The organism is Polaribacter litoreus (assembly GCF_054584775.1).
In genome coordinates, this window is record NZ_JBTLRD010000011.1 from 113,931 (window position 1) to 136,292 (window position 22,362).

The 22,362-nt window shown below is 29.5% G+C and carries 19 protein-coding genes; 6 read left to right on the forward strand and 13 right to left on the reverse strand.

Features of this window, described 5'->3' with window-relative positions:
* Position 1: 1 nt before the first annotated feature.
* Both ACW9UN_RS11335 and ACW9UN_RS11340 read left to right on the forward strand, forming a co-directional pair.
* A complete protein-coding gene (locus tag ACW9UN_RS11335; protein WP_459486393.1) occupies positions 2 to 1,246 on the forward strand; it encodes an ABC transporter permease in 1,245 nt (414 codons plus the stop codon).
* 23 nt (positions 1,247 to 1,269) lie between these two features.
* Positions 1,270 to 2,385, forward strand: a complete 1,116-nt coding sequence (locus ACW9UN_RS11340; RefSeq protein ID WP_459486395.1) for an efflux RND transporter periplasmic adaptor subunit — start codon at positions 1,270 to 1,272, stop codon at positions 2,383 to 2,385.
* A 74-nt stretch (positions 2,386 to 2,459) separates the two neighbouring features.
* On the opposite strand, the gene ACW9UN_RS11345 is transcribed toward ACW9UN_RS11340, so the two are convergent.
* Positions 2,460 to 3,275, reverse strand: coding sequence for a DUF1853 family protein (locus ACW9UN_RS11345; RefSeq protein ID WP_459486396.1), 816 nt, complete (start codon positions 3,273 to 3,275; stop codon positions 2,460 to 2,462).
* A gap of 56 nt (positions 3,276 to 3,331) precedes the next feature.
* On the opposite strand from ACW9UN_RS11345, the gene ACW9UN_RS11350 reads away from it, so the two are divergent.
* Positions 3,332 to 4,003, forward strand: coding sequence for a DUF2461 domain-containing protein (locus tag ACW9UN_RS11350; RefSeq protein WP_459486397.1), 672 nt, complete (start codon positions 3,332 to 3,334; stop codon positions 4,001 to 4,003).
* Between the two features lie 78 nt (positions 4,004 to 4,081).
* Here the strand turns inward: ACW9UN_RS11350 and ACW9UN_RS11355 are convergent, their stop codons facing one another.
* Positions 4,082 to 4,918 carry a hypothetical protein gene (locus ACW9UN_RS11355; RefSeq protein WP_459486398.1) on the reverse strand — a complete coding sequence of 279 codons (837 nt, stop codon included), beginning with the start codon at positions 4,916 to 4,918 and terminating at the stop codon, positions 4,082 to 4,084.
* 234 nt (positions 4,919 to 5,152) lie between these two features.
* On the opposite strand from ACW9UN_RS11355, the gene ACW9UN_RS11360 reads away from it, so the two are divergent.
* Positions 5,153 to 5,650, forward strand: a complete 498-nt coding sequence (locus ACW9UN_RS11360) for a DinB family protein (protein ID WP_459486399.1) — start codon at positions 5,153 to 5,155, stop codon at positions 5,648 to 5,650.
* Positions 5,651 to 5,692: 42 nt separating this feature from the next.
* On the opposite strand, the gene ACW9UN_RS11365 is transcribed toward ACW9UN_RS11360, so the two are convergent.
* Genes ACW9UN_RS11365 through ACW9UN_RS11380 form a run of 4 tightly spaced genes read right to left on the reverse strand, consistent with a single transcriptional unit; the run spans position 5,693 to position 10,264 of the window.
* On the reverse strand, positions 5,693 to 6,697 hold the full coding sequence (locus ACW9UN_RS11365) for a DUF6695 family protein (protein ID WP_459486400.1): 1,005 nt from the start codon (positions 6,695 to 6,697) through the stop codon (positions 5,693 to 5,695).
* A 6-nt stretch (positions 6,698 to 6,703) separates the two neighbouring features.
* Positions 6,704 to 6,949: a DUF6095 family protein gene (locus ACW9UN_RS11370; protein WP_459486401.1), complete on the reverse strand. Its 246-nt coding sequence runs from the start codon at positions 6,947 to 6,949 to the stop codon at positions 6,704 to 6,706.
* Entirely contained in the window at positions 6,949 to 7,758 is an 810-nt protein-coding gene (gene murQ, locus ACW9UN_RS11375; RefSeq protein WP_459486402.1) for an N-acetylmuramic acid 6-phosphate etherase, read from the reverse strand. The genes ACW9UN_RS11370 and murQ overlap by 1 nt, the downstream gene beginning before the upstream one ends.
* A gap of 28 nt (positions 7,759 to 7,786) precedes the next feature.
* Positions 7,787 to 10,264 carry a M14 family metallopeptidase gene (locus ACW9UN_RS11380; RefSeq protein ID WP_459486403.1) on the reverse strand — a complete coding sequence of 826 codons (2,478 nt, stop codon included), beginning with the start codon at positions 10,262 to 10,264 and terminating at the stop codon, positions 7,787 to 7,789.
* A gap of 203 nt (positions 10,265 to 10,467) precedes the next feature.
* Between ACW9UN_RS11380 and bshC the strand changes: the two genes are divergently transcribed.
* Both bshC and rlmF read left to right on the forward strand, forming a co-directional pair.
* The gene (gene bshC / locus ACW9UN_RS11385; protein ID WP_459486404.1) at positions 10,468 to 12,060 is read left to right on the forward strand and encodes a bacillithiol biosynthesis cysteine-adding enzyme BshC; all 1,593 of its coding nucleotides are present in this window, start codon (positions 10,468 to 10,470) and stop codon (positions 12,058 to 12,060) included.
* On the forward strand, positions 12,060 to 12,917 hold the full coding sequence (gene rlmF / locus ACW9UN_RS11390; RefSeq protein WP_459486405.1) for a 23S rRNA (adenine(1618)-N(6))-methyltransferase RlmF: 858 nt from the start codon (positions 12,060 to 12,062) through the stop codon (positions 12,915 to 12,917). The genes bshC and rlmF overlap by 1 nt, the downstream gene beginning before the upstream one ends.
* Positions 12,918 to 12,984: 67 nt before the next feature.
* On the opposite strand, the gene ACW9UN_RS11395 is transcribed toward rlmF, so the two are convergent.
* From ACW9UN_RS11395 to ACW9UN_RS11425, 7 genes are all read right to left on the reverse strand, one after another.
* Positions 12,985 to 13,587, reverse strand: a complete 603-nt coding sequence (locus ACW9UN_RS11395) for a hypothetical protein (protein WP_459486406.1) — start codon at positions 13,585 to 13,587, stop codon at positions 12,985 to 12,987.
* Positions 13,588 to 13,662: 75 nt separating this feature from the next.
* Positions 13,663 to 14,037 carry a LysM peptidoglycan-binding domain-containing protein gene (locus ACW9UN_RS11400; protein WP_459486407.1) on the reverse strand — a complete coding sequence of 125 codons (375 nt, stop codon included), beginning with the start codon at positions 14,035 to 14,037 and terminating at the stop codon, positions 13,663 to 13,665.
* A 39-nt stretch (positions 14,038 to 14,076) separates the two neighbouring features.
* Positions 14,077 to 14,601: a DUF1573 domain-containing protein gene (locus ACW9UN_RS11405; RefSeq protein WP_459486408.1), complete on the reverse strand. Its 525-nt coding sequence runs from the start codon at positions 14,599 to 14,601 to the stop codon at positions 14,077 to 14,079.
* Between the two features lie 21 nt (positions 14,602 to 14,622).
* Positions 14,623 to 16,722, reverse strand: a complete 2,100-nt coding sequence (locus tag ACW9UN_RS11410; RefSeq protein ID WP_459486409.1) for a glycoside hydrolase family 20 protein — start codon at positions 16,720 to 16,722, stop codon at positions 14,623 to 14,625.
* 96 nt (positions 16,723 to 16,818) lie between these two features.
* Positions 16,819 to 19,707 carry a YaiO family outer membrane beta-barrel protein gene (locus tag ACW9UN_RS11415; protein ID WP_459486410.1) on the reverse strand — a complete coding sequence of 963 codons (2,889 nt, stop codon included), beginning with the start codon at positions 19,705 to 19,707 and terminating at the stop codon, positions 16,819 to 16,821.
* A 10-nt stretch (positions 19,708 to 19,717) separates the two neighbouring features.
* Complete coding sequence (locus tag ACW9UN_RS11420; RefSeq protein ID WP_459486411.1) at positions 19,718 to 21,283, reverse strand: glycosyltransferase family 2 protein; 1,566 nt, start codon at positions 21,281 to 21,283, stop codon at positions 19,718 to 19,720.
* On the reverse strand, positions 21,284 to 22,297 hold the full coding sequence (locus ACW9UN_RS11425) for a HEAT repeat domain-containing protein (RefSeq protein ID WP_459486412.1): 1,014 nt from the start codon (positions 22,295 to 22,297) through the stop codon (positions 21,284 to 21,286).
* Positions 22,298 to 22,362: the final 65 nt, after the last annotated feature.

The window sequence follows — 22,362 nt, forward strand, 5'->3', positions numbered from 1 at the left end:
TATGAAATTTTTATTCGATTCAGATACTTGGCAAGAAATTTACGGAAGTATTCGTAAAAATAAAGTAAGAACAGCAATTACAATTATTGGTGTTCTCTGGGGGATTTTTTTATTAGTTGTTTTACTTGGTTCAGCAAGAGGTTTAGAAAATAGTTTTAATAAGTTATTCGGAAATTTTGCAACCAACAGTGTTTTTGTTTGGACGCAATCTACAGATACTCCTTTTAAAGGTTTTCAAAAAGGAAGAAGGTTTCGTTTAACAATGAATGATATTGAGGTTTTAAAAACTGAATATTCCAATGAAATAAGACTATTGGCACCAAGAAATCAAACAAATAATTTAATTATAAAAGATTTTAAATCTGGCGATTTTAGAGTAAGTGGCGATTATCCTGTATTAGATCAAATTCAGAAAAAACAGTTATTATATGGTCGTTTTTTAAATGAAAATGATATTTTAAATACCGCAAAAGTTGCAGTGATATCTGAAGATATGTACAAGCAATTATTCGAAATCGATGAAATGCCAATTGGGCAATACATTAAAATAAATAACATTGGTTATCAGGTAATTGGGGTTTATGAACCATCAACTACAGTAAATTTTGATGGTGATTGTGCTTACATTCCTTTTACAACATTTAAAAAAGTGTATAACACAGCCAATAATGTAGATTGGATGATGATTACTGCAAACCAAGGAACTGATATTGAGCAAATGGAAACAGATGTTATTCAGACTTTAAAAGGTTTACATAAAGTACATCCAGATGATGAAAGGGCTTTTGGAAGTGTCAATTTAGGGAAAGAAATAGGGAAAGTGACAGGCTTTTTAACAGGAATGCAATTTTTAACTTGGTTTGTAGGTATTGCAACTTTAATTGCAGGGGTTTTTGCAATTGGTAATATTTTACTAATTACAGTGAAAGAAAGAACGCAAGAAATAGGAATTCGACGAGCTCTAGGAGCTACTCCAAAAAGTATTCGTCAACAAATTATATTAGAATCTGTTTTTTTAACAACCATTGCAGGTATGTTAGGAATTATTTTTGGAAGTTTTATTTTATTTTTAATTGACATGGCAATTGGACATGGAGATGATGCAGTTTTAATAAACCCAACCGTAAACATTCCAATTATTTTAGTAGCCTTTGTCACGTTAATTATATTAGGAACTTTAATAGGATTAATTCCTGCACACATGGCAACAGTAGTAAGACCAATAGAAGCATTAAGAGAAGAATAAAATCAATCACAATTAACTAAATCATGAGTAAAAAAGCAAAAATTATTTTAATTATCATAGCAATATTATTTGTTGTTGCATTAGTTTGGTTCGGAAAAAAGAACAAAAAAAGTATTGTAGAATACGAAACCGAAACACCTTTTAAAACTACAATTGTTAAAAAAACAGTGGCAACTGGTATTGTAACACCTTTGGAAGAAATTGAAATTAAGCCGCAAATAACAGGTATTATTGATAAAATTTTGTTAACAGAAGGTGCAAAGGTTACCAAAGGAGATTTAATTGCTATGGTAAGAGTTGTACCAAACGAACAATCGTTAATTAGTGCTAAAGGTAGGGTTGATAATATTAAATTAAATGTAGACAACGCAGAAATTGCTTTTAAAAGAAACAAAAATTTATTTGATAAAGGGGTTATTTCTAAGCAAGAATTTGAACGTTTTGAATTAACATATAATCAGGCAAAGCAAGATTTACGAAATGCTCAAAACGATTATGTTATAATTAAAAGAGGTTCTGCAGCATCTGGAGGCGCTGCCAACACTAATATTATGGCACAAATGTCTGGAACAATTTTAGAGATTCCTGTAAAAGAAGGAGATCAAGTAATACAGGCAAACAATTTTAATGCAGGTACAACAATTGCTTCAATTGCAGATATGAGTAAGATGATTTTTGAAGGAAAAGTAGATGAATCTGAAGTTGGTAAACTAGTAAGTGGTTCAGATATTGAAGTTTCTATTGGTGCTATTGAAGGCGTAAAGTTTCCTGCAAAATTAAATTTTATTGCACCAAAAGGAACCGAAGAAGGTGGTGCAGTGCAATTTAAAATAAAAGCTGATGTTTCTTTAGATGATAAGTATTTTATTAGAGCTGGTTACAGTGCAAATGCAGATATTGTTTTAGAAAAAAAAGACAGTGTTTTATCTGTAAAAGAAGCCGTTTTAAGATTCGATAAAGATTCAGAAGAGCCTTATGTAGAGGTAAAACAAGAAGATGGAACTTTTAAAAAGGTAACCTTAAAACTAGGGACTTCAGATGGTGTAAATGTTGAAGTTTTAGAAGGGGTAAAAGAAGAAGATGAAATTAAAATTTGGAATAAGGCTTCTAAAGATGATAAGAAAATTGAGAATAAGTAAGCTTATTATTATCACATAATTAAAAAAAAGGAACTCAAATTTGAGTTCTTTTTTTTTGTTTAAAAAACGTAAACTCAACTCCACCAAACTAAAAATATCTTTTCTATGACACCACTTGGTAATTTTAACCAACACAAAGGAGAAAATTGTCGCGCCAAATAATCAGAAGAAAGTTCTTTAAAACGCTCATAGTTTAACCAGTTTACATTTTGATGAGGTATAACCAACCAGTCTTTTTTATTGGGGATATAAAACTTGGCATCAGAAAAAAAAGATAATTGTTTTTTGTTGATGAAAAATCCAGCAATACAATTGGTATTTAAAATTTTTAAGGGCATGTTTCTATCTGTAAATGGTACAAATATTTGGGCTTTAAAAAACACTTGTTGTGCTATTTCTTTAGCATTTAAATTGATACTTTTTAAATACATTTTGCATTCATCTGTATAGAGTAGAGGCAGTTGTTTGTCTTTTAACTTTTTTAGTTTTTCAATTAAAGCATCTTTTCTGTTAGGGCCAATACAATGGTCAATTTCAGTTTTACCAACGTTTTTATCAATTAAGTAAAATTTGTAGATAATCTCTAAATGAATTATAGATTTGTCTTTTTTTAAAATACAATCCAATTCTCCTAAAGTTCTTTTTTGTTGCTGAATCTGAATATTTTCGCATAAAATAGAAATATCTTTTTCTTGGGTTAATTGATAAGAGACAAAACGCTCTATATATTTACCCAATCTTAACTTTTCATCAATTTCAATATTTATTTTTTTTGCTACATTTTTAATCTCAAATTGATATAAATCAAAAACAACATCCTTTTTCCACAAACTTGGTGTTTGCAAAAATCCTTCATACCTGCGTTTAATGTCTTTTGTTTTTTGATGCATTTCAAATTCGAAGTTACAAATCTATTTTGTAACTTGAACTTTTAAAATCCTTATTAATGCAGATAGAAAAATCGACGTTTCAATTTTTAAAAGATTTACAAAAAAATAATAATAGAGATTGGTTTACAGATCATAAATCCATTTATGCAGAGGCACAGCAAAATGCCAAAGCGGTTTTTGCTGCTGTACATCATAACTTAGAAATGCATGACGAAATTGAAAAATCTAAAATGATGCGTATTTATAGAGATGTTCGGTTTTCTAAAGATAAAACACCTTATAAAGCGCATTTTGCAAATTCATATTCTAGATTAGGCAAAGAATTACGAGGAGGCTATTTTTTAAGAATTAGACCTGGAGAATCTTTTTTAGCTGGCGGATTTTGGGAACCAAATAAAGAGGATTTATTTAGGATTCGTAAAGAAATTGAGATGGATGCATCCGAAATTAGAGGAATTTTAAAAGATCCAAACTATAAAAAACATTTTGGAAATAAATTTGAAAGTTTTGGCGAATTAAAAACTGCGCCAAGAGGCTTTGATAAGGAACATCCAGACGTAGATTTATTGCGTAAAAAAGGTTTTATTGCCACAAAAAATTTTACTGATAAAGAAGTGTTGTCGTCAAATTTTGTAGATCTGGTTGATGATAGTTTTAAAGCGTTAAGACCTTTTTTTGATTTGTTTAGCGATATTTTAACCACAAATTTAAATGGAGAACGGATTTAAAAAAATACATAATACTTAAAAAGCTTATTGAAATTGATTTCAATAAGCTTTTTACTTTTTTTAGTTATCCAATTTAATTTAATTAGACCTTCTGCTAGTTTTTATGTCTTTTACAGTCCTTTTTACAGATGGCTTGCGTAAATCTTGCTTTCTCTCTGTAGAGGTAGTTCTTTTTCTAACTTCATTTTTCTTAATTGATTTTCTTTGAGAACTTCTAACATTTCTATCTGAAGATAACCTCTTATTTGCATCGTTTTTTCGATATACGTGGTTACTTTGTCTTCTAGAAACTGAGCTGTTGTTTCCTCTTAGAGTTGCAGATTTTCTTCTTTTTATAATTTTACTTCTATTTCCAATTCTAGCATTAGGTTTGGCCCTGTAATAAAAGAAATTACGGTCTTCTCTTATTTGTACATAATTTCTTCTAAAAGCGTTATCTCTAAAAAAAACATCATTATAACCAAATACATCACCAAAATTTATATTAAATCTAATGCCATTATCATAATAGAAATTTCTTACATTTCCTTGAAAAATAGGATATCCCCATCTGTCATATCGCACTCTTAAATCGCCTACATTGGTTAATCTATTTCTAAAGTAGTTTAAGCGAATGTTTCCAATTCTAGTAACATTACCTCTAAAATCATATCGTAAACGTACGTTGCCAATTCTCTGAATTCTACCTCTAAAATCTCTAACTATTCTTACTCTTCTATTGTTGGTATTTATATCAAAATCAAAATCACCATTGGTAAAAACAAAAAATTCAATTCCTCGTTCAAAGAAGTTAACAGCGTTATTATAAGCATAATAATTTACCCCAAATCTGTTCGATACATTTTCGCTTTTTTTAGCTTCAACAGTAGAAACCATCAAAAACATTGCTAATACTATTAGTACACCTTTTTTCATAATATTTGGTTTAAAGGGTTTGGCCTACTCTAATTGCTTTTCGGCTTTCGCATTTGTTATACTAATTTCAAAGAACGTGCCAAAAATTACCTTAATAATAAATAGGTTTAATTTAATAAGGTGTAATGTACTTGTAATTAAGTGTTTAAGTTTTATTTTTGTTTTTTTATAAATAAGGGAGTTTCTTCGTTAATATTTTTTATAAATTACGACTGATGAATAAAATAACGTTAAATGATCAATGCCATTGTAAAAAACTTAGAAAAAGGAATCAAACTATTAAATACAATTACTGATGAGCAATACTCTAATACAACAATACTGCCTTATTCTTCAAGTATAGGTTGCCATACGCGTCATATTTTAGATGTGTTTTCTTGTATTTTAGATGGGTTTTCAGAGCGCAATATCGATCTTACCAAACGTAAAAGAAATGAGAGTGTGGAATTAAATACAGCAAATGGTATTGCTTATTATGAAGCTATAATTCATCAAATAGATAAAATTTCTATACAAGATTTAAATATTCAAGTTAATGTTATTGACGATTTAGGCTTAGGAAAAGAACAAGCTACTTATACGCTTGGTGCAATTTTAATGCAGGCACAAAGTCATGCCATTCATCATTTTGCAAGTATTGGTTATATTATTTATCAATTAGGGATTGAGCTGCCTGAATCTGATTTTGGGTACAATCCTACAACACCGAATAAAAACTTAAAAGCTTCATAAGTTACTAAGATCAAGTCTCTATAAAAAAATTGTTTACTCAAATTATTTACGTTTAAAACAATATTTTTTTTTATGTTGAATCACATACATTTCTTTACTATTAGAAGGATGTATAAATTTAAATGCAATTTTCATATTAAAGTTAATATCATTTATGACAAAATAATCCTCGAATTCTTTGTTTCCATCTGCATCATATCTAGCAATCAAATAGGTAAGGTTGTTCATTTGCTTTTCAATCACAAACCATGCACCACTTCCAATTCCACCTAGCCAAGAACCTTTTTTTGTTTCAAATTTTTGGGTATTGGGTAGTTCAGTGCCAATTAAATTTAATGCTGTATCAAACGTATTAAAAAATGATGCCTTGTATTCTTTAAGAATCGATCTATTTTTATAAAGTGTTACTTTTTGATGCTGTACTTTGTATATATTTTTTGAAGTTGAACCCTTAATCACATTGCCAATTGGACTTGGTGTAAAAAGATTAGAGTTTTTTAAACGCCATTTTATTTTTTTATGATTGGTAGATGCAATGATAGTATCTGCAACAAAACGAGCACAATTTGTACCTTTTTTTATAAAAGCGCCATAAGGCAGCTCTTTTAGATCAATTAAATTTTCTATAAAATGTAAAGCTTCAGAATAGTTAATTTGATTATTTGTACCTGCAATTAGTCTTCCAGAACCGTGTGTTTTTTCTGGATGGTTTTCAATCCACAGTAAAATTTCTTCGAGATTTAGAAGTTCGTTGTGCTTAAAATCAGCATTTACTTTAACCTGTAACTCAGGGTCTGTTGTTGCAGATCTTGTTCTTCCAAATCCATTAGAGGTGATGTATCTGCCAAAATCAAAATATTTAATTTCAGAACAATTTTTTTTGATGAGTAACAAAGCTGAGTGCCCAGCTTGTATGGCATGTTTGCTACCAATACCAATTTTTGGCCAAAACTTACTAGAAAATTCTCTATATGCAGGTCTTACCACTGTATCTGGATAAGATAAAATAATGATTATGCCATCATTTTTCGAGGTAATTGTGCTCAATGAATTTTAATCTTTATTAAAAATTGCTTTTTGAAGTATACCAAATGTTTTGAACGCAAAATACACTGTAAAAAGTACAAGCAAACAACCTAAAGCAAAAAGTATATAAGCAAAGTATATTTTCGGAGCCTCAGTAAAGTTATCTATGGCTTTAAAACTCATGGTGATGACAATAGGAGAGGCAATAAATAAAAGAATTAGAATCCCTAAACGAATTAAAGCCTTACCCAGTAAATTAGTGTCTGTACTCATTATTTATAGTTTTCAATAGCATTTCTAACATTTCCGAATTCGTTCAATAACTCACCCGCTTTTTTTAAGTCGATATGTAATTCTTTAGCTAACATTTTTTGGCCTCTTTCTACCAATTTATTGTTAGATAGTTGCATATCTACCATTTTATTTCCTTTAATTTTACCTAATTGAATCATAGTTGCAGTTGATAGCATATTTAGTACTAATTTTTGAGCTGTACCCGCTTTCATTCTAGAGCTTCCTGTTACAAACTCAGGCCCAACAATTACCTCAATAGGATATTGTGCGGTTTTAGAAAGCGGACTGTTTGTATTGCAAGAAATACTACCTGTACTAATGTTATTTTGATTGCATTTTTCTAAGGCCGAAATTACATATGGTGTTGTGCCAGAAGCTGCAATGCCTACAACAACATCTTTATCAGAAATTTGATGATCTTGTAAATCTAACCAACCTTGGTTTTTAGAATCTTCAGCAAACTCAACTGCTTTTCGAATTGCAATATCTCCACCAGCAATTAAACCAACAACCAATTCATGAGGCACACCAAAAGTTGGCGGACATTCAGAAGCATCCACAATACCTAATCTACCAGAAGTTCCTGCACCAATATAAAAAAGGCGTCCACCATTTTTTAGTCTTTCAACAATTTTAGTTGTTAAAATTTCAATTTGTGGCAATGCTTTTTCTACGGCTAAAGGAACTGTTTTATCCTCAGTATTAATATTAATTAATAATTCAGAAACTGTCATTTTCTCTAAATGATTGTACTTGGAATCTTGTTCAGTAGTTTTGGTAAAACTCATAGATTAACAACTTAATTTTAAATATTTATTATTTGAGTTTATCCGAATTCAATAAAAATACGGCATTGGCCATAAATAATTTTCCGTTTTCCCAAAAAGAACGGAATAAAGGATTGTCTACCATATAAACAATGCTTCCTCTTCCTTTTCTTTCTTCACCAAATAATAAGGTTTCTGGTAATTTTTCAAGAACATTTTTTCCTGCAAAACCAGAAATACTTGGGGCAGTATCTGTTAAATAAGCCACGTTTCCATTTGGTAAATAACTATATGCACTACTGCTTCTTTTTAAAGTAAAATATGCATCAGTATAACCAAAAGCTAATGGATGTGTATTATCTACCTTACTTTTAAAAATAGCGCCAGCAATTAAATTATTGGCATTTTCTCTTTCTTGTGCTGCATAAGGAGTCATATTTGGTTCATCATCACTTTTATCTTTAGTATCTTTTCTTTTTAATGAAAAACCTTTTTTGCCAGCAAAAGAGTTTAAAGCGCCACCAATAGCAATTAGTGTTCCTCCAGAACGCGTCCAACTGCTTAACTTTTCTAAAGTGCTTTTATTTAAAATGCTACTGTAATATCCATTTGGTAAAATAATTACATCATAATTCGAAAAATTAACCCTACTAAAATAATCAGAATCGATAATAGTTATTGGGTATTGTAACTCGGTTTCAAAGAAATGCCAAATTTCACCAAAACTTAAAGACGATGTACCTTCACCAGAAAGTAAAGCTACTTTTTGTTTATGGATTGGTTTTACAGAATACGAACCAAAATCTACACCAGCATCAGAAAAACCTGTAGAAGTTGTAGTAAGTTGACGCATATTTTTATCCGCAATTTGTTTCAGTTTTTCATCAAAATTTGTACTTCTATTGTCATTTCTTAAAATGATTAATGAACCCCTTTCAAAAGAAACTCCATTGGTTGTAAAAGGTTTTTCTGAGAAACGAGGTACAATATTGTTTTTTAATAAATCCGCTAAAAAAGTAGCATCATTTAAACTATTCCATTTTGCAATGTAAGCATAGGCAGTTTTATCAATAGTATTTTCAATATTTATTTTTTCGTTTTTAGAAGTTGAAGAAACTTTTGATGTTGAAGCAATTGCCTTAAAACCATGCGCATAAGGTATAGACCATGCAGTAATATCATAGGTTAAAGAATCTAGTATTTTTACTTTAGGTTCAAACAATACGTTTACCATTTTTCCTTTTGGTTGATTGGTGTGCACTACTAAATCTGAAGTGTTTACGTTCAATTTACCTTCTTTTTGTGTTTCGTAGATATAGCCTTTTACGGTTCCGTTTTCAGCATTTTCATAACTAATTTCATGCTTGTCTAGTAAATCTTTTAAACGATTTATTTTATCATGATTGTCGTTCTTTACAACAAAGCTTTTGTATTTTAAATCAGTATTATCAAAATATTTTTTAAACTCGCTATTTAATTTTTCAGCATTTTTGCTAGACATTTCTACAGTAGAAAGCCCTGTTGTTTTATGATGAATTGCTCTATCTCTAAGTGTTAAAATTTCACCTTCATCAGTTTCTATTGCTAAACCAGCTCTTCCATGGCCAGCTTGTTCGTACGTCATACCAATGGCGCCCATAAAAGTTGGGTAAGTGTCTCCATAACTTGGGTACAATAAATCAAAACTTTCTTTTGTAAAATACAACCATCCCTCTTTATCAAAATATTTTGCGTGGTTTTTGCCAATTTCGGTTTGAAAATCGCGTTGCCAATCTGTAATAATTTCGTGAAAAGGTGCAGCAGCAGGCGCAAAATAATAAGGACTATTAATGCCTTGTTCATGAAAATCTACATGAACGTGTGGCATCCATTTGTTGTAAATTTTAATTCTTTGTTGGCTTTCTATTTGAGTTGCCCAAGCCCAATCTCTATTCAAATCAAATAAATAATGGTTTGGTCTTCCTCCAGGCCAAGGTTCGTTATGTTCTTTGGCATCTTGGCCAATATCATGAGGTGTACTTTTTACTTGATTGTACCAGTTGACATATCTGTCTCGTCCATCAGGATTTATACAAGGGTCTAAAATTACCACTGTATTTTCTAACCAAGCTTTTTTGCTGGTAACCAACTCGTATAAAGTTAACATGGCTGCTTCTGTACTCGATGCTTCATTACCATGTACATTATAACTTAACCAAACAATGGCTTTTTTATTTTCTAAATTTTCTGATAAAATTCCTGTTTGAGAAAGATTTGCTTTTCTAATCTTTTCTAAATTAGCTATATTTTCTTGTGATGAAATATAAGTTACATACAAAGGTCTATGTTCGTTCGTTTCACCATATTTTTCTAATTGAACATTGGCTAATTGGTTGCTTATATATTTAAAATAGTCCACAACTTTATGATGTCTTGTAAAACGAGTACCAATTTCATAACCTAAAAACGAAGAGGGAGATTGAATTTCTTGAGCAATTAGAGTACTAAAAGTAAAAAATGCGATGATTAAAAGCGATTTGATTTTCATTGAAAAGAATTTGAATTTCATCAAAAGTAAGTAATAAAAGTCATTATTTAAAGTAGATAAAAGTGAACATCGTTAAAAAAATGTTAGTTTGATTTTCAATTATCAACAGAATTTAAAATAGTTGTATTTTTATCAAAAATTAAACAAGTTTTTATGAATTCTACATCAGCAGCTGATTGTTGTAAAAAATGTGTTATTGTTTTATGAAAGTAACACAAATCCCTTTTCAAAAAACAGGTTTTTTTTCTAAAACAATGTTAGATTATCTAGAGAAAAACCCAAAGATAAATCCATTTTATAATAATTTTCCAGATTTCGAAGGTTTTCAAAAGCAGATTGCAGAAAAACAAACATCATTTTCTGAAATGTCTAGATTGGTTTTAGCTGATGCTATAAAAAATCAATATGATTCTTTTAAAGTATCAGAGAAAACAGCAACAAATATTTCTTTATTAAAAAAAGAGAATACTTTTACCATAACTACTGGCCATCAGTTAAATTTATTTACTGGGCCATTATATTTTCTATATAAAATAATTTCTGCCATCAACTTAGCAGAAGAATTATCTGTGAAATTTCCCAATCAGAATTTTGTACCTGTGTATTGGATGGCTACAGAAGATCATGATTTTGATGAAATCAATTATTTTAATTTTGATGGAAAAAAAGTAACTTGGAACAGAAAAGATGGTGGAGCAGTAGGTCGTTTTTCAACAGAAGGTTTAGATGCTGTTTTTGAGGTGTTTTCAGAACATTTAGGTAACTCTAAAAATGCGCAATATTTAAAAAAACTATTTGTAGATGGATATTTGAAACATCATAATTTGGCAGATGCTACTCGTTTTATTGCTAATGAATTATTTGCAAAATATGGTTTGGTAATTGTTGATGGTGATGATGCAAAACTAAAAGAATTATTTATTCCTTTTGTAAAAGATGAATTAGACCATGGTACTTCTTTTAAAACAGTTTCTAAAACTATAGAACGCTTAGAAGAAACTTATAAAATTCAGGTAAACCCAAGAGAAATAAACCTTTTTTATTTGGGTGATGATTTTAGAGAACGTATTATTTTTGAAAACAATCTGTATAAGGTCAACAACACTAAAATAGCTTTTTCTAAGGATGAAATTTTTAAGGAATTGGATAATAATCCAAAAGCATTTTCGCCAAATGTAGTTATGAGGCCTTTGTATCAAGAGGTAATTTTACCTAATTTATGTTATATTGGTGGAGGAGGAGAACAGGCGTATTGGTTAGAATTACAAGATTATTTTAATAAAGTAAATGTTCCTTTCCCCATTTTATTGTTGCGTAATTCTGTGCAAGTAGTATCAGAAAAACAAGCTAAGAAACTATCTAAATTAGATATTTCTTTAGAAGAAATATTTTTAAATCAGTTTGATTTAATCAGTAAAAAAGTAACTGAAAATACAGCCATTGAAACCAATTTTTCTGAGAAAATAGAATTTTTAAAAAATCAATTTTCAGATTTAAAAGAAGTTGCTTCAAAAACTGATATTACGTTTCTAAATGCAGTAAATGCGCAAGAACGTAAACAAATAAAAGGTTTAGAAAAATTAGAAAAACGCTTGTTAAAAGCAGAAAAGAAAAGGCAAGCAGATTTGGTAGAAAGAATAACTAAATTACAAAACGAGTTATTACCTTATCAAAGTTTAGAAGAACGCCAACGTAATTTTTCTGAATATTATTTAGAATATGGTGCTACTTTTATTGATGTATTAAAGGAATCCTTAAAACCTTTGGATTTGCAATTTACAATACTTGAACTATAATGAAAGACAAAGGACTACATCCTAAAAACAAGTTTAATAAAGGTTATAATTTTGAGGAATTAACTCAAAATAATCCTTCTTTAAAAGATTTTATAATTACAAATAAACACAATAATGTAACTATTGATTTTTCGAATCCAAAAGCGGTAAAAGAACTCAATAAAGCTTTATTATTTTCTTTTGATCAAATTTCTATTTGGGATTTTCCAAATGACAATTTGTGTCCGCCAATTCCAGGACGTTTAGATTATATTCATCATTTAAGCGATTTAATTTCATCCGAAGAAAAACAGATTACCATTTTAGATATTGGTACAGGTGCAACTTGTATTTACCCACTTTTAGGGGTTGCAGCATACAATTGGAGTTTTGTTGCTACAGATATTGATTTAGACTCTTTAGATACTGCACAAGATATTATTGACGATAATCATTTTGATGATAAAATAGAACTACGCCAACAATTTGATGAACAGCATATTTTAAAAGGCGTTTTAGAAGATGAAGATGCTTTTTCGGCTACGATGTGTAATCCACCTTTTTACAAATCTGCAGAAGAAGCTAGAGGCGCAAACAGAAGAAAAACAAAAAATTTAGGCAATAATGCTGTTAGAAATTTTTCAGGAAATAACAATGAATTGTGGTATGTAGGTGGCGAAAAAGCGTTTTTACACAATTATTTATATGAAAGTTCGCTTTACCCAACAAAGAGCAAATGGTTTACCAGTTTGGTTTCTAAAAAAGAAAATGTAGAAAGTTTGCAAAAATCTTCTGAAAAATTAGGTGTTAAGCAGTTTAAAGTGATTCCTATGCAACAAGGCAATAAAGTTACTCGTATAGTTTGTTGGCAATATTAATAAGCCCTTTTTAATTTCCCCAAAGTGGAAAAATACTCTTTTGGTTTGGCTATAAGTTTTGTGTACCTTAATGATAAACAATATCATCAATCTTAAATTTTTTACAAACAAAATGTAAAATGCAGTATACCAACATGTGCACAAAAAGTAAACATAAGAAGGCATACAAAGGAACGCCAAAAATTTGGTACGGCCAATAATACGTCCACACACCAAGTTCTATTGTGATAATTTCTCCAAAAGCGGGTAAAATTAATGCGAGTATAACAGCTAAAACAATTTTGTTTTTTTGACTTTTATACTTTAAAAGAGGAATTAAATTTCGTTCTAATTTGTAGAGGTAATGAAAAGCCAACATCCAAGCAAAAGGCACCCACATTGGTATTGCTCTAGTTACTTTGTGATACTCCCAATAGCCATTTGCAACACCCCAAGTTTCACCTACAACACCTCCGAAACCAGTTAATAGCATTCCTACCAACAATAACCAATTTTTATTCGTTTTAGGTTTTATAATTTCTTTATAAACGTTATGAATAATTTTTAGAATTAAAATACCCGCAATTACAATATCATATTCTTTTAAAAAACCAATAAAAACGCCTGCTACTACAAGTTTTAATAGTGCTTTTACAATCTCTTTAGAAAACTCTTTAATGTCTGAAATCAATTTTTAAATTTAAAATATCAAAAATAAAAAAAACCGAAACAAATTGCTTCGGTTTTATAAATGTATTTCGTAAAATTATAGGTTAGGAATAGTTAATTCTTGACCAGGATGTATTACATCTGGATTTTTTAAAATGTTTGTGTTTGCTTCAAAAATAGCAGTGTATTTCATTGCATCACCATAGTAATGTTTTGCAATTTTTCCTAAGGTTTCTCCTTTTTCAACAGTATGTGTTGCGTATATTGAAGTATCTGCAACTTTTATATCTGCCATAATATCAGAAGGATTTTCTCCTCCTATTTTTTTTATTTCATCCCAAAGAAGATTTTTTTCGTATTGATTTTTAGCAACACCAGAAACATGTAATACCCCATTTTCTTCTTTTACATCACCTTCTTTAATTTCTAATTGTTGTCCTAAATCTAGAACGCTTTGATATTTTGCTTTCATTTTATTTTTGATTTTTTATTTGTTAACATATTCTAGTAATTATCTTACCGTTTTTTCATCATCTACATAGTAACCTTGTTGAGTAAGATCTCCATCAACTTCACCAGCTAATTTTTCTTTTCGTCTTCTTAGATAAATTTCTTCATAATCTTGAGTATAATGTGGAGAGGTAACCACATTTAAATCGAATTTAATAGTTGTAAATACATCCTTTTCTGTATTGGCAACAATGGTTATATAAAACTCAACGTAGCCAATATTTTTGGCGCTATCATAATCTAAAGTGATGAAACCAAAATCATCTTTACCAATTGAACCTGTTGGATAATCGATTTCGATACAACCGCAAGAAGCTTGTACATCATAAATAATTAAGGGTTCATTACCACGATTGTACAATTTATATTCAGCAGTTAGCTCTGAACCTCGTAAAATAGGGTAGTAGTGACGTTCTGGATTTTCAATTTCCATTTTCGTTTTTCTAACCGTATTTATATCTGGCTTTCTAATGTCACAAGCACTAAAAGAAAGTGCTAGTAAAATAAGTAATATTATATTTTTCATTGTTGTAAATTTAATCATTTTTTAATTAAATATAATTTCATCACAAGCCATTGCATTTTTACCTGTTGTAATATGTTTTGTTATTTTGATGATAAAACTATCTGGTAACTGCATATCATCCAGTTTTTTAGGGAGCTCAATTGATGTTTCTTTTGTACTTAATGGTATTGAGCTAGATGGCAACTTTAATGCTTTTATTAGATTATAATCTGTATCTAAAATTTCTATAGCACTAGGATAATAAATGTTGTGTTTTACATCTTGTAAAAAAGAAAATGTTATTTTTTCTGCTTTTGCAATTCCTTTTTTATCAATTTTTAAGACCAAATCATCTATAGAACTGATGTGCCAATTGGTATTGTAATCTTGCAAACCAAAAGCGCCATCATTTAAAGATTGTGTATCTGTATAATCTTCATCTAATTGAGATAGGACTTCGAACTTTTTTTTATAAAAATAGTGTTTTCTTTTATGATGTTTGTAAATCGATTTTCTCCAACTATCTATATAATCTTCAATTTTATATTTTCTTTCGTTGTAAGTTTTAAGTCCTGCTGATCTGCTATAATTGGATAAATTATCTAACAATGTACTGATTTCGTTTTTTACAATAATTTGTCGCTCACTGTTTAAAATTCCATATCCATAACTTCCCAAACCATAATCTCTCATAATTTCTAATTTTAGAAATGTAAGAGCTGTAGCTAATTTTAAATATTCTTGATCGAATTTGTTATTTTCTGTATGCGTATCAAACTCATTATAGAAATCAAAAAAAACTTTAGGATCTAAATATTTTTTTACAGTTTCATCAATACCACTATAAATACTCAGTTCTTTGTTGCTTACTAAAAAAGCTTCATCAATAAAAGTGAAATAATTGCTTAGCAGATTTGCCAATTTTTTAGAATATTTTTTGGAAAAATACAATGCTATTTCATCATCTACATTTATATCAACATCCCACAAAAGTTTGGCAAAAATAGTAGCTTTACAATTCTGGAAAGTGCTATAATTGTATTCGCTACCATGTAAAAAAACACCATTTACACCAAGTTTTTTATATAATTTTAAATTTTTCTGTGTGGTTTTTAAAGTGGGGTAAATATCAAAATAATTGTCAAAATTTACAGTATAATCCCATATATAAACGTTATTAACATATGTTTTCCACTTTTTTATATCGCTATTAAATTGTTTGAAATATTTGGTATCTTCTATAGGAATTCCTTTTTGAATGTTTATTGTACTGTAAAAAATACCTGTGTTATTTTCTGCATCAAACCTTGGTATATTTTTTACGGTTACATAAGCAGTAGTAAAAAACGTTGACTTTTTATTATTTTGAGCCAATTTGTTTAAAAAGCTAAACACAGCAGGAGCAGCATCTTTAGTGGTATTACCAACAGCTTTACAAGTACTGCAGGTACAAACGATATTGTTATCATTTGGTAAAATCATGTATTTGTTAAGCGCATGATCACTATCGTATATTTTATTTACGCTTTTATTTACATAATTAAACAAATCATTACTGGTAAAACAAAATTGATTTTTTACTCTTTTATTACCCACTTTTGCATACACAGTTTCTGGCAATGTATACTCTTTTAGAATTTTAGGGAGATTATGTCCCCAAATACCCCATTCTAATTCTAAATAATTGGTTTTATTCCAGGCTCTAAATTCTGGATTAAAATTAGGAGTGTAATAAGGTTCTCTATATTCAAAATTAGGAGATTCGCATCTACTAAAACGTTCTGGAACTATAATTTCTGAGTCAAATTGTGGTAATTGCTCATTGCCATTTGGGTAATGAAGGTTTGTGTAGTGTTTAAAGAAATCACTTATTCCGTAAAATAAATTTTGTGTTGATGAGCCTTGGATGGTTATGTTACCCGATTTTCGATAAATACAAAAATTTTCTTTTTGTGTTGGGTTTATCCTTAACAAAATATAAGTATAGTTTTTATTTAAACCATTACTTCTTTCAATTTTTAAAGTTTCGCCAGTTGCAGCTTTAAACTTACTATTAAAATCTGTGGCTGCTGCAGTAACCAACTTATCAGCAGCTAGCGGAATATTTATTTTAGGTACTATTTTTTCTGTTTTAGAAAACAATATTACTTTGGTTTGAGCACAAGTGGTTAGGCTTAAAAAAAATATAGTGATAAATATGCATTTTTTAAACATCATAAAGTTAACGAATTAAAAACTTTAAAATTTTGTAATAATAGAAACCGCTAAATTGTATTGGTTGATAAAAAGTAATGCGTTACTATCTGTAATTGGGCTTTTAAAGTTTATCCAAGATCCATTAACCAACAACATAGTTCTTGGCGAAATGTTATGGCCATATCCAGCACCAACAAGAACGTTAGAAAAATCAAGAAAGGCTGCAGCACCTTCTGGTAATTGGTCATTAAAAGGAGCGCTACCAAATGAAGCTATAAAACTTACATAATCTCCTTTAGTATTTACATTTATTCGTGTTTGTGTGGCAAAGTTAAAATAAGTAAAAGCATCATCTCTCATCAAAGATACTTTTGCATTTAACCAGACATCTTCCCATGTTTTAGAAGCGCCAAGATTTAACGCAATGAAACTGATATCATTTTGTAAGTACGAATACCGAATTCCTGCTTGCGCTTGGTAACCATTATCAAGTCCTTTGTATGCGTTACCATACAAAATAAATTTTGGAAAAAATTGACTACCAAACAATACACCAACATCAGCATAAAGAGTGGGGTTAAATATTCTTGAATAATTAACACCTGCTTGTACACCAACACCAGATCTTCTTGCAGCGTAATTAACTGCGGCACCAAAAGTATTTTTTTCATCATATCTATAATTATACGCTATACTGGCTAAAGAAGTGCTAAAAGCCAAAGAGTCTGAATTGGCTTGAGTGTAAGTAGCAGCTAATTTATTTTTAAGTTTGGCAGCTTTGAGGGTTTCTAAAGCTTCGTTCCATTTTTGTTTTTCAAAAGGATCATCAATTTCTCTAAATTGTTGATAATAATAAGCAGAGTCGTATTGTTTCATCAATTCAAATACCAAACCTTTTTTATATTTTAAAAAATTATCATTAGGATATTTTTCAATTTTTTGGTTGATGATTTCTAGAGCTTCATCATTTGGTTTTTGAATGATGTATAAATTAACCATTCTTTGTAATGCGTAATTTTCTGATGGATTTAAAGAGTCTGAAAGGTGATAATCTGCTATAGCTTCTTCAATATTGCCTTCGTCTTCATTATTTCTTGCTCTGTACCATAAAACTTCAGCTAGGGAATTCTTAATTTTTCTATCGTATTTATAGACAGTTTCTAAAGAATCTAATACAGCAATAGCTTCATCATATTGTTTGTTTTGAGCCAATAAACTAGAAAGTTTAATTTTAAAATTTTTATTATTGGGATAAAAACTTAATGCACTTTTGTTGTAATTGATTCCTTTAGGATAATCAGGAATAGCAGAAGAGGCATTTATGGCTAAATCTAATAATTCTTTGTTGTTGTTTTCTCTTGTTAAACCATCTTCAATAACCTCTAATGCTTTTTCATAACGTTGTATTTTCATTAAATACCTTGCATATTCTACGGTTTGGCCAACATATATTCTTGGATATTTTTCACTCAAAGGATAGCTTTGTTCTAAACCTCTTGTAATATTTAAAGCATCTTCATACAACTCCATTTTTGCATATAAAGAAGATTTTCTTAATAAATGATCTGGGTTATCAGGTTCTAAACCAATAAGTTTATCTACTTGGTCTGTGGCCTCATCATATTGCCCTAATTCTAAGTAAATCCCAAAAATTTGTTGTTCAGCTTCTTTTGTAAAATCTGGAGAAGACACTAAATCTTGAAATATTTCTAGAGCTAAATCAAACTGTCTATTTTGTATATAGGTTTTAGCTCTATCGTACATAATTAAATTATAATCATAACTAATATCTGCATCATTAGGGTATTTTTCATGTAATTTAATTACCTCTTTTTCAAATCTTTCTTTGTCTTTTATAGGTCTGTATAATTCTTTGAGTTGAACTTGAAGTTTTTTATTATTCGGACTTCTTTTAATACCTTTTTTAAGAAAATATTCAGCATCACCATCATAACCTTTTCCCATTGCTTTAGAAACTACATAATTTTGTGACTCTGAATTTCCGTTTTGTTCTAATAATTTTTTATTGATTTCGTAAGGATCATTATATTCGTTAAAACTTGCAGATTGCTGCATTAAATAAGGTAAGTTTTTAGCGTGAATTTGAGGAAATTTGTCTTTAGGAACATTATTTTCGTTTTTTATGAATGCAATGGCTTCTTCATGTCTTCCTAAATCTTCTAATAAACCGATTTTCTTTTCAATTAACTCTTGGTCGTACTTTAATTCTAACAAGGCTCTATTTGTAAACTGTAATGCGTATTCAGGGTTTCCTTTAAGCATTTCATTTCTAATAACACCTATATATGCATCTTTGTTGGTAGGGTCATTGTCAATTACAGTTTTATAAATTTTATTGGCATCATCGTAGTTTTTTTCAGCAATGGCATTATTTCCATCATTTAGCATGATGTAGTTGTATTGATTTTTAATTTCAGTATCATCAGGATAAATTTGATATAGCCTCATTAAAGCTCTTTCAGCTTCTTCAAAATTTCCCATTTCTTGATAAATAAGAATTTTTCTTTTCCAAAAACCTCGACTGTATGGTGTTATTTCTAACAATTCATTTAAAAAACAAATTGCATCAGAATATCTTTTTGTGGTTTGTTCTATTGTAACTAAATATTTAAGAACATCAATATCTTTTCTACGTCTTTCGTATACTTGTTTTAAAACATATCTAGCAGTATCGTATCTACCTAGTTCTAAGTTAGATTTTCCTAAAAGTGTCTTTAAATCTAAATCATTAGGTGCCAGTTGCAGCCCTCTCCAACTCATTTTTGCTGCACGTGTAAAGTTTTGTTCTGCAATATCTTTTTTTGCTTCTTCAAAATATAGATCGGAAGATTCGTACTCGTCTTGAGCATAAAATGTATATTGTGATAAAAAAATCGCAATAAGTATTAAAATGGACTTATTTATTTTCATAAAAAGTAACTTATGTTTTTATAGGCTCAAAATCTGTGCCTGAATTTTTATTCTTTTTCAGTTTTTCGAAAATATTTGTTTTTTTTTCGCCAGAATTGTTTGATGAATTACCACCATTATTATTATCGTTGTTATTACCATCAGATTTTTTCTTTTTCTCATCTTCATTATCAAATCCTTGTCTAGTCATTGTTCCCCAAGCCAATTCTCGAGAGGTAATATAACTAAAATAGCCTTTTAAAGAAAAAAACATTATCATTGGATGATAAATAATGGGTTCTATAAATGCGGTAATAAATAGAGAAAGTACCTCTCTTGTGGTATTGTAGTACTTAAATGTCATTTGATCCCAAATAATTACAATTGATGAAATCATTATGGCAAATGTGTAGGAATACAGCAGTATTAATGGTGCAAAGTTCCAGTTTACGTAACCATAAAAAAGTAAAAATATAGAAAATAAAATTCCGAATGCTTCTATAATAGGAGCTAGAAATTCAAATATAAAAATATATGGGAAAGTAATTAACCCCAGTCTTTTATAACTTGGGTTGAATAATATTTTTCTATGATCACTAAACATTTGAAATAATCCACTGGCCCATCTTGTACGCTGTCTACTTAATATTTGAATGTTTGGTGGGCCTTCTGTCCAACAACAAGATAATGGAATGTAACCAATTTTATAATCCAATTTGTTATTCATCATGTGGGCAGCCATTCTTGTTAACATATCCATATCTTCTGCATGAGAATCTGCTCCATACCCACCTGCTTTAATAGCGATATCTTTATCAAACATACCTAAACCACCAGAAACGTTTGGTACTGAATTAATTAACTCCCATCCCATTTTTCCTAGTAAATAAGACCTGATGTATTCTAATTCTTGAAAACGCGGTATTAATGCTTTTGGAGGTCTTACTCTGGTAATAATCCCTTCTTCAATTTCACAATTGTTAGACATTCTAAGTGTTGCACCTACAGCAATTACTGTAGTTTTAGAACTTAGAATTGGCTTAATCATTTTTGTAAGCGTATTTCTTGCCAAAATACAATCTACATCTGTGTTAAGGTAGTAAGGAAATACTGAAGCATTTAAACCTGCATTAAAGGCATCTGCTTTTGTACCTCCATTTTCTTTATCGATAACAGTTAAGATATCGTACTTTGGGTTTTGAGATTTAAATGTTCTTTTATAAGGTTTGGTTTTTATTTTTTCAACATAAGCAAAAGGAGCCTCAACTAGATCGAATTCTTCAATTAATAAATCTAATGTTTTGTCTTTACTACCATCATTTACAATAATCACCTCAAAGAGTGGATAGTTTAGTGTTAATAGTGATTTTACATTAACAATAATAGTTTTTTCTTCGTTGTAAGCGGGTGCAATTACAGATATTCCTGGTGCTAGTTCAGAGCTTAGTAACTCTTCATCATCTATATCTGTATTATAACTTTTATATCTATTGATTGCTATGAAAGAAAATATAGCTAAAATTATGTAACTTAAAATTAGAGAAGTTGCATAAAAAAATATAAAATACTCATAAATAGTTACAAAAATTTCAAACATCTATTTGTATTTAATTAAAGGGGTTTCTATGTGTTTTAAAATGATTTGATCAAAACCTTTTAATGTATCTTTTAAATTTTGAAAAGCTATTTTACCTTCGTAGCTGTAATTTAGGATAGCTTCTGCAATAATTTTTTTAGTATCAATATTATTAGAATCTTGAAAAACACTCTCTAAAAAGTTTAATGATTTCCCTGTATTAAACTTTTTAATTGTTTTTATGATAGCCACTTGGCATATTTCTGGCTCTGTATAATATCTGTCAATTAATTCTTGTTCTGTTTCTGTAATATTTAATTCTCCTAAGGTTAAAATTGCTTCGGCTCTTACCAGCTCATTATCGTCTTCTAATTTTTCGATTAAAATTTCGTCAATACCTTTTTGTTGAAAATAACCAACCATTTTAATCAGAAATACTACAAGAGAATCATTTTTAGAATAGTTGATCCATTTTCCTAAACCTTCTAGATTACCTCTTTCTTTTTGTAGTTGCAGGTATTGCATCAATTCAATTTCATCCCATTTACTTAGATTTCTATCAAATTCATCAAAAAATCGATAAGGGTCGTTAGAGCTTAATGCAAGGTGAGAGTTTCTTGCTTCACTACGAATCATTTTATTTTTACTGTAGGCATATCTTAAAATTTTGGAATCAAATTTATTTAAATCCAATACAAACGCCTCTTGGAAAGCATCAATTTTTTCACTATTAGAACGAGAATCAAATTTGCGTTCTAAGTGCTCAACTATTCCTAGGGCGCTAATGATTAATGGATATTTTTCTGATTCTCTGTCATCATTTTTAAAATCAACTAAAATACTAACAGCGATGTCTAAAGACTCTCTATTTACCTCGTCTACAATATCCTCAAACTGGGTAAAAATTTCTTGTTCAGTGTAGTTTTTTTCAGTAAATAGAATATTATCAAATAACTTAATGATTTCAGGAACACTATTTTTTAGTGTTTTCTGCAATCTATTATGTCTTCTTCTTATTGTGTAAATTGTTATCATTAGTGCTATTGTAGCTATGATAAACACCATTGTTAATACAATAGTTATTTGAATAATAAGAGGAA

What these genes read in the sequence shown, in the direction of transcription:
- ACW9UN_RS11335 (WP_459486393.1), top strand. Translation starts at nt 2, where the DNA reads ATGAAATTTTTATTCGATTCAGATACTTGGCAAGAAATTTACGGAAGT.
- ACW9UN_RS11340 (WP_459486395.1), top strand. Translation starts at nt 1,270, where the DNA reads ATGAGTAAAAAAGCAAAAATTATTTTAATTATCATAGCAATATTATTT.
- ACW9UN_RS11345 (WP_459486396.1), bottom strand. Translation starts at nt 3,275, where the DNA reads ATGCATCAAAAAACAAAAGACATTAAACGCAGGTATGAAGGATTTTTG.
- ACW9UN_RS11350 (WP_459486397.1), top strand. Translation starts at nt 3,332, where the DNA reads ATGCAGATAGAAAAATCGACGTTTCAATTTTTAAAAGATTTACAAAAA.
- ACW9UN_RS11355 (WP_459486398.1), bottom strand. Translation starts at nt 4,918, where the DNA reads ATGAAAAAAGGTGTACTAATAGTATTAGCAATGTTTTTGATGGTTTCT.
- ACW9UN_RS11360 (WP_459486399.1), top strand. Translation starts at nt 5,153, where the DNA reads ATGATCAATGCCATTGTAAAAAACTTAGAAAAAGGAATCAAACTATTA.
- ACW9UN_RS11370 (WP_459486401.1), bottom strand. Translation starts at nt 6,949, where the DNA reads ATGAGTACAGACACTAATTTACTGGGTAAGGCTTTAATTCGTTTAGGG.
- murQ (WP_459486402.1), bottom strand. Translation starts at nt 7,758, where the DNA reads ATGAGTTTTACCAAAACTACTGAACAAGATTCCAAGTACAATCATTTA.
- ACW9UN_RS11380 (WP_459486403.1), bottom strand. Translation starts at nt 10,264, where the DNA reads ATGAAAATCAAATCGCTTTTAATCATCGCATTTTTTACTTTTAGTACT.
- bshC (WP_459486404.1), top strand. Translation starts at nt 10,468, where the DNA reads ATGAAAGTAACACAAATCCCTTTTCAAAAAACAGGTTTTTTTTCTAAA.
- rlmF (WP_459486405.1), top strand. Translation starts at nt 12,060, where the DNA reads ATGAAAGACAAAGGACTACATCCTAAAAACAAGTTTAATAAAGGTTAT.
- ACW9UN_RS11400 (WP_459486407.1), bottom strand. Translation starts at nt 14,037, where the DNA reads ATGAAAGCAAAATATCAAAGCGTTCTAGATTTAGGACAACAATTAGAA.
- ACW9UN_RS11405 (WP_459486408.1), bottom strand. Translation starts at nt 14,601, where the DNA reads ATGAAAAATATAATATTACTTATTTTACTAGCACTTTCTTTTAGTGCT.
- ACW9UN_RS11415 (WP_459486410.1), bottom strand. Translation starts at nt 19,707, where the DNA reads ATGAAAATAAATAAGTCCATTTTAATACTTATTGCGATTTTTTTATCA.
- ACW9UN_RS11420 (WP_459486411.1), bottom strand. Translation starts at nt 21,283, where the DNA reads ATGTTTGAAATTTTTGTAACTATTTATGAGTATTTTATATTTTTTTAT.
- ACW9UN_RS11425 (WP_459486412.1), bottom strand. Translation starts at nt 22,297, where the DNA reads ATGATAACAATTTACACAATAAGAAGAAGACATAATAGATTGCAGAAA.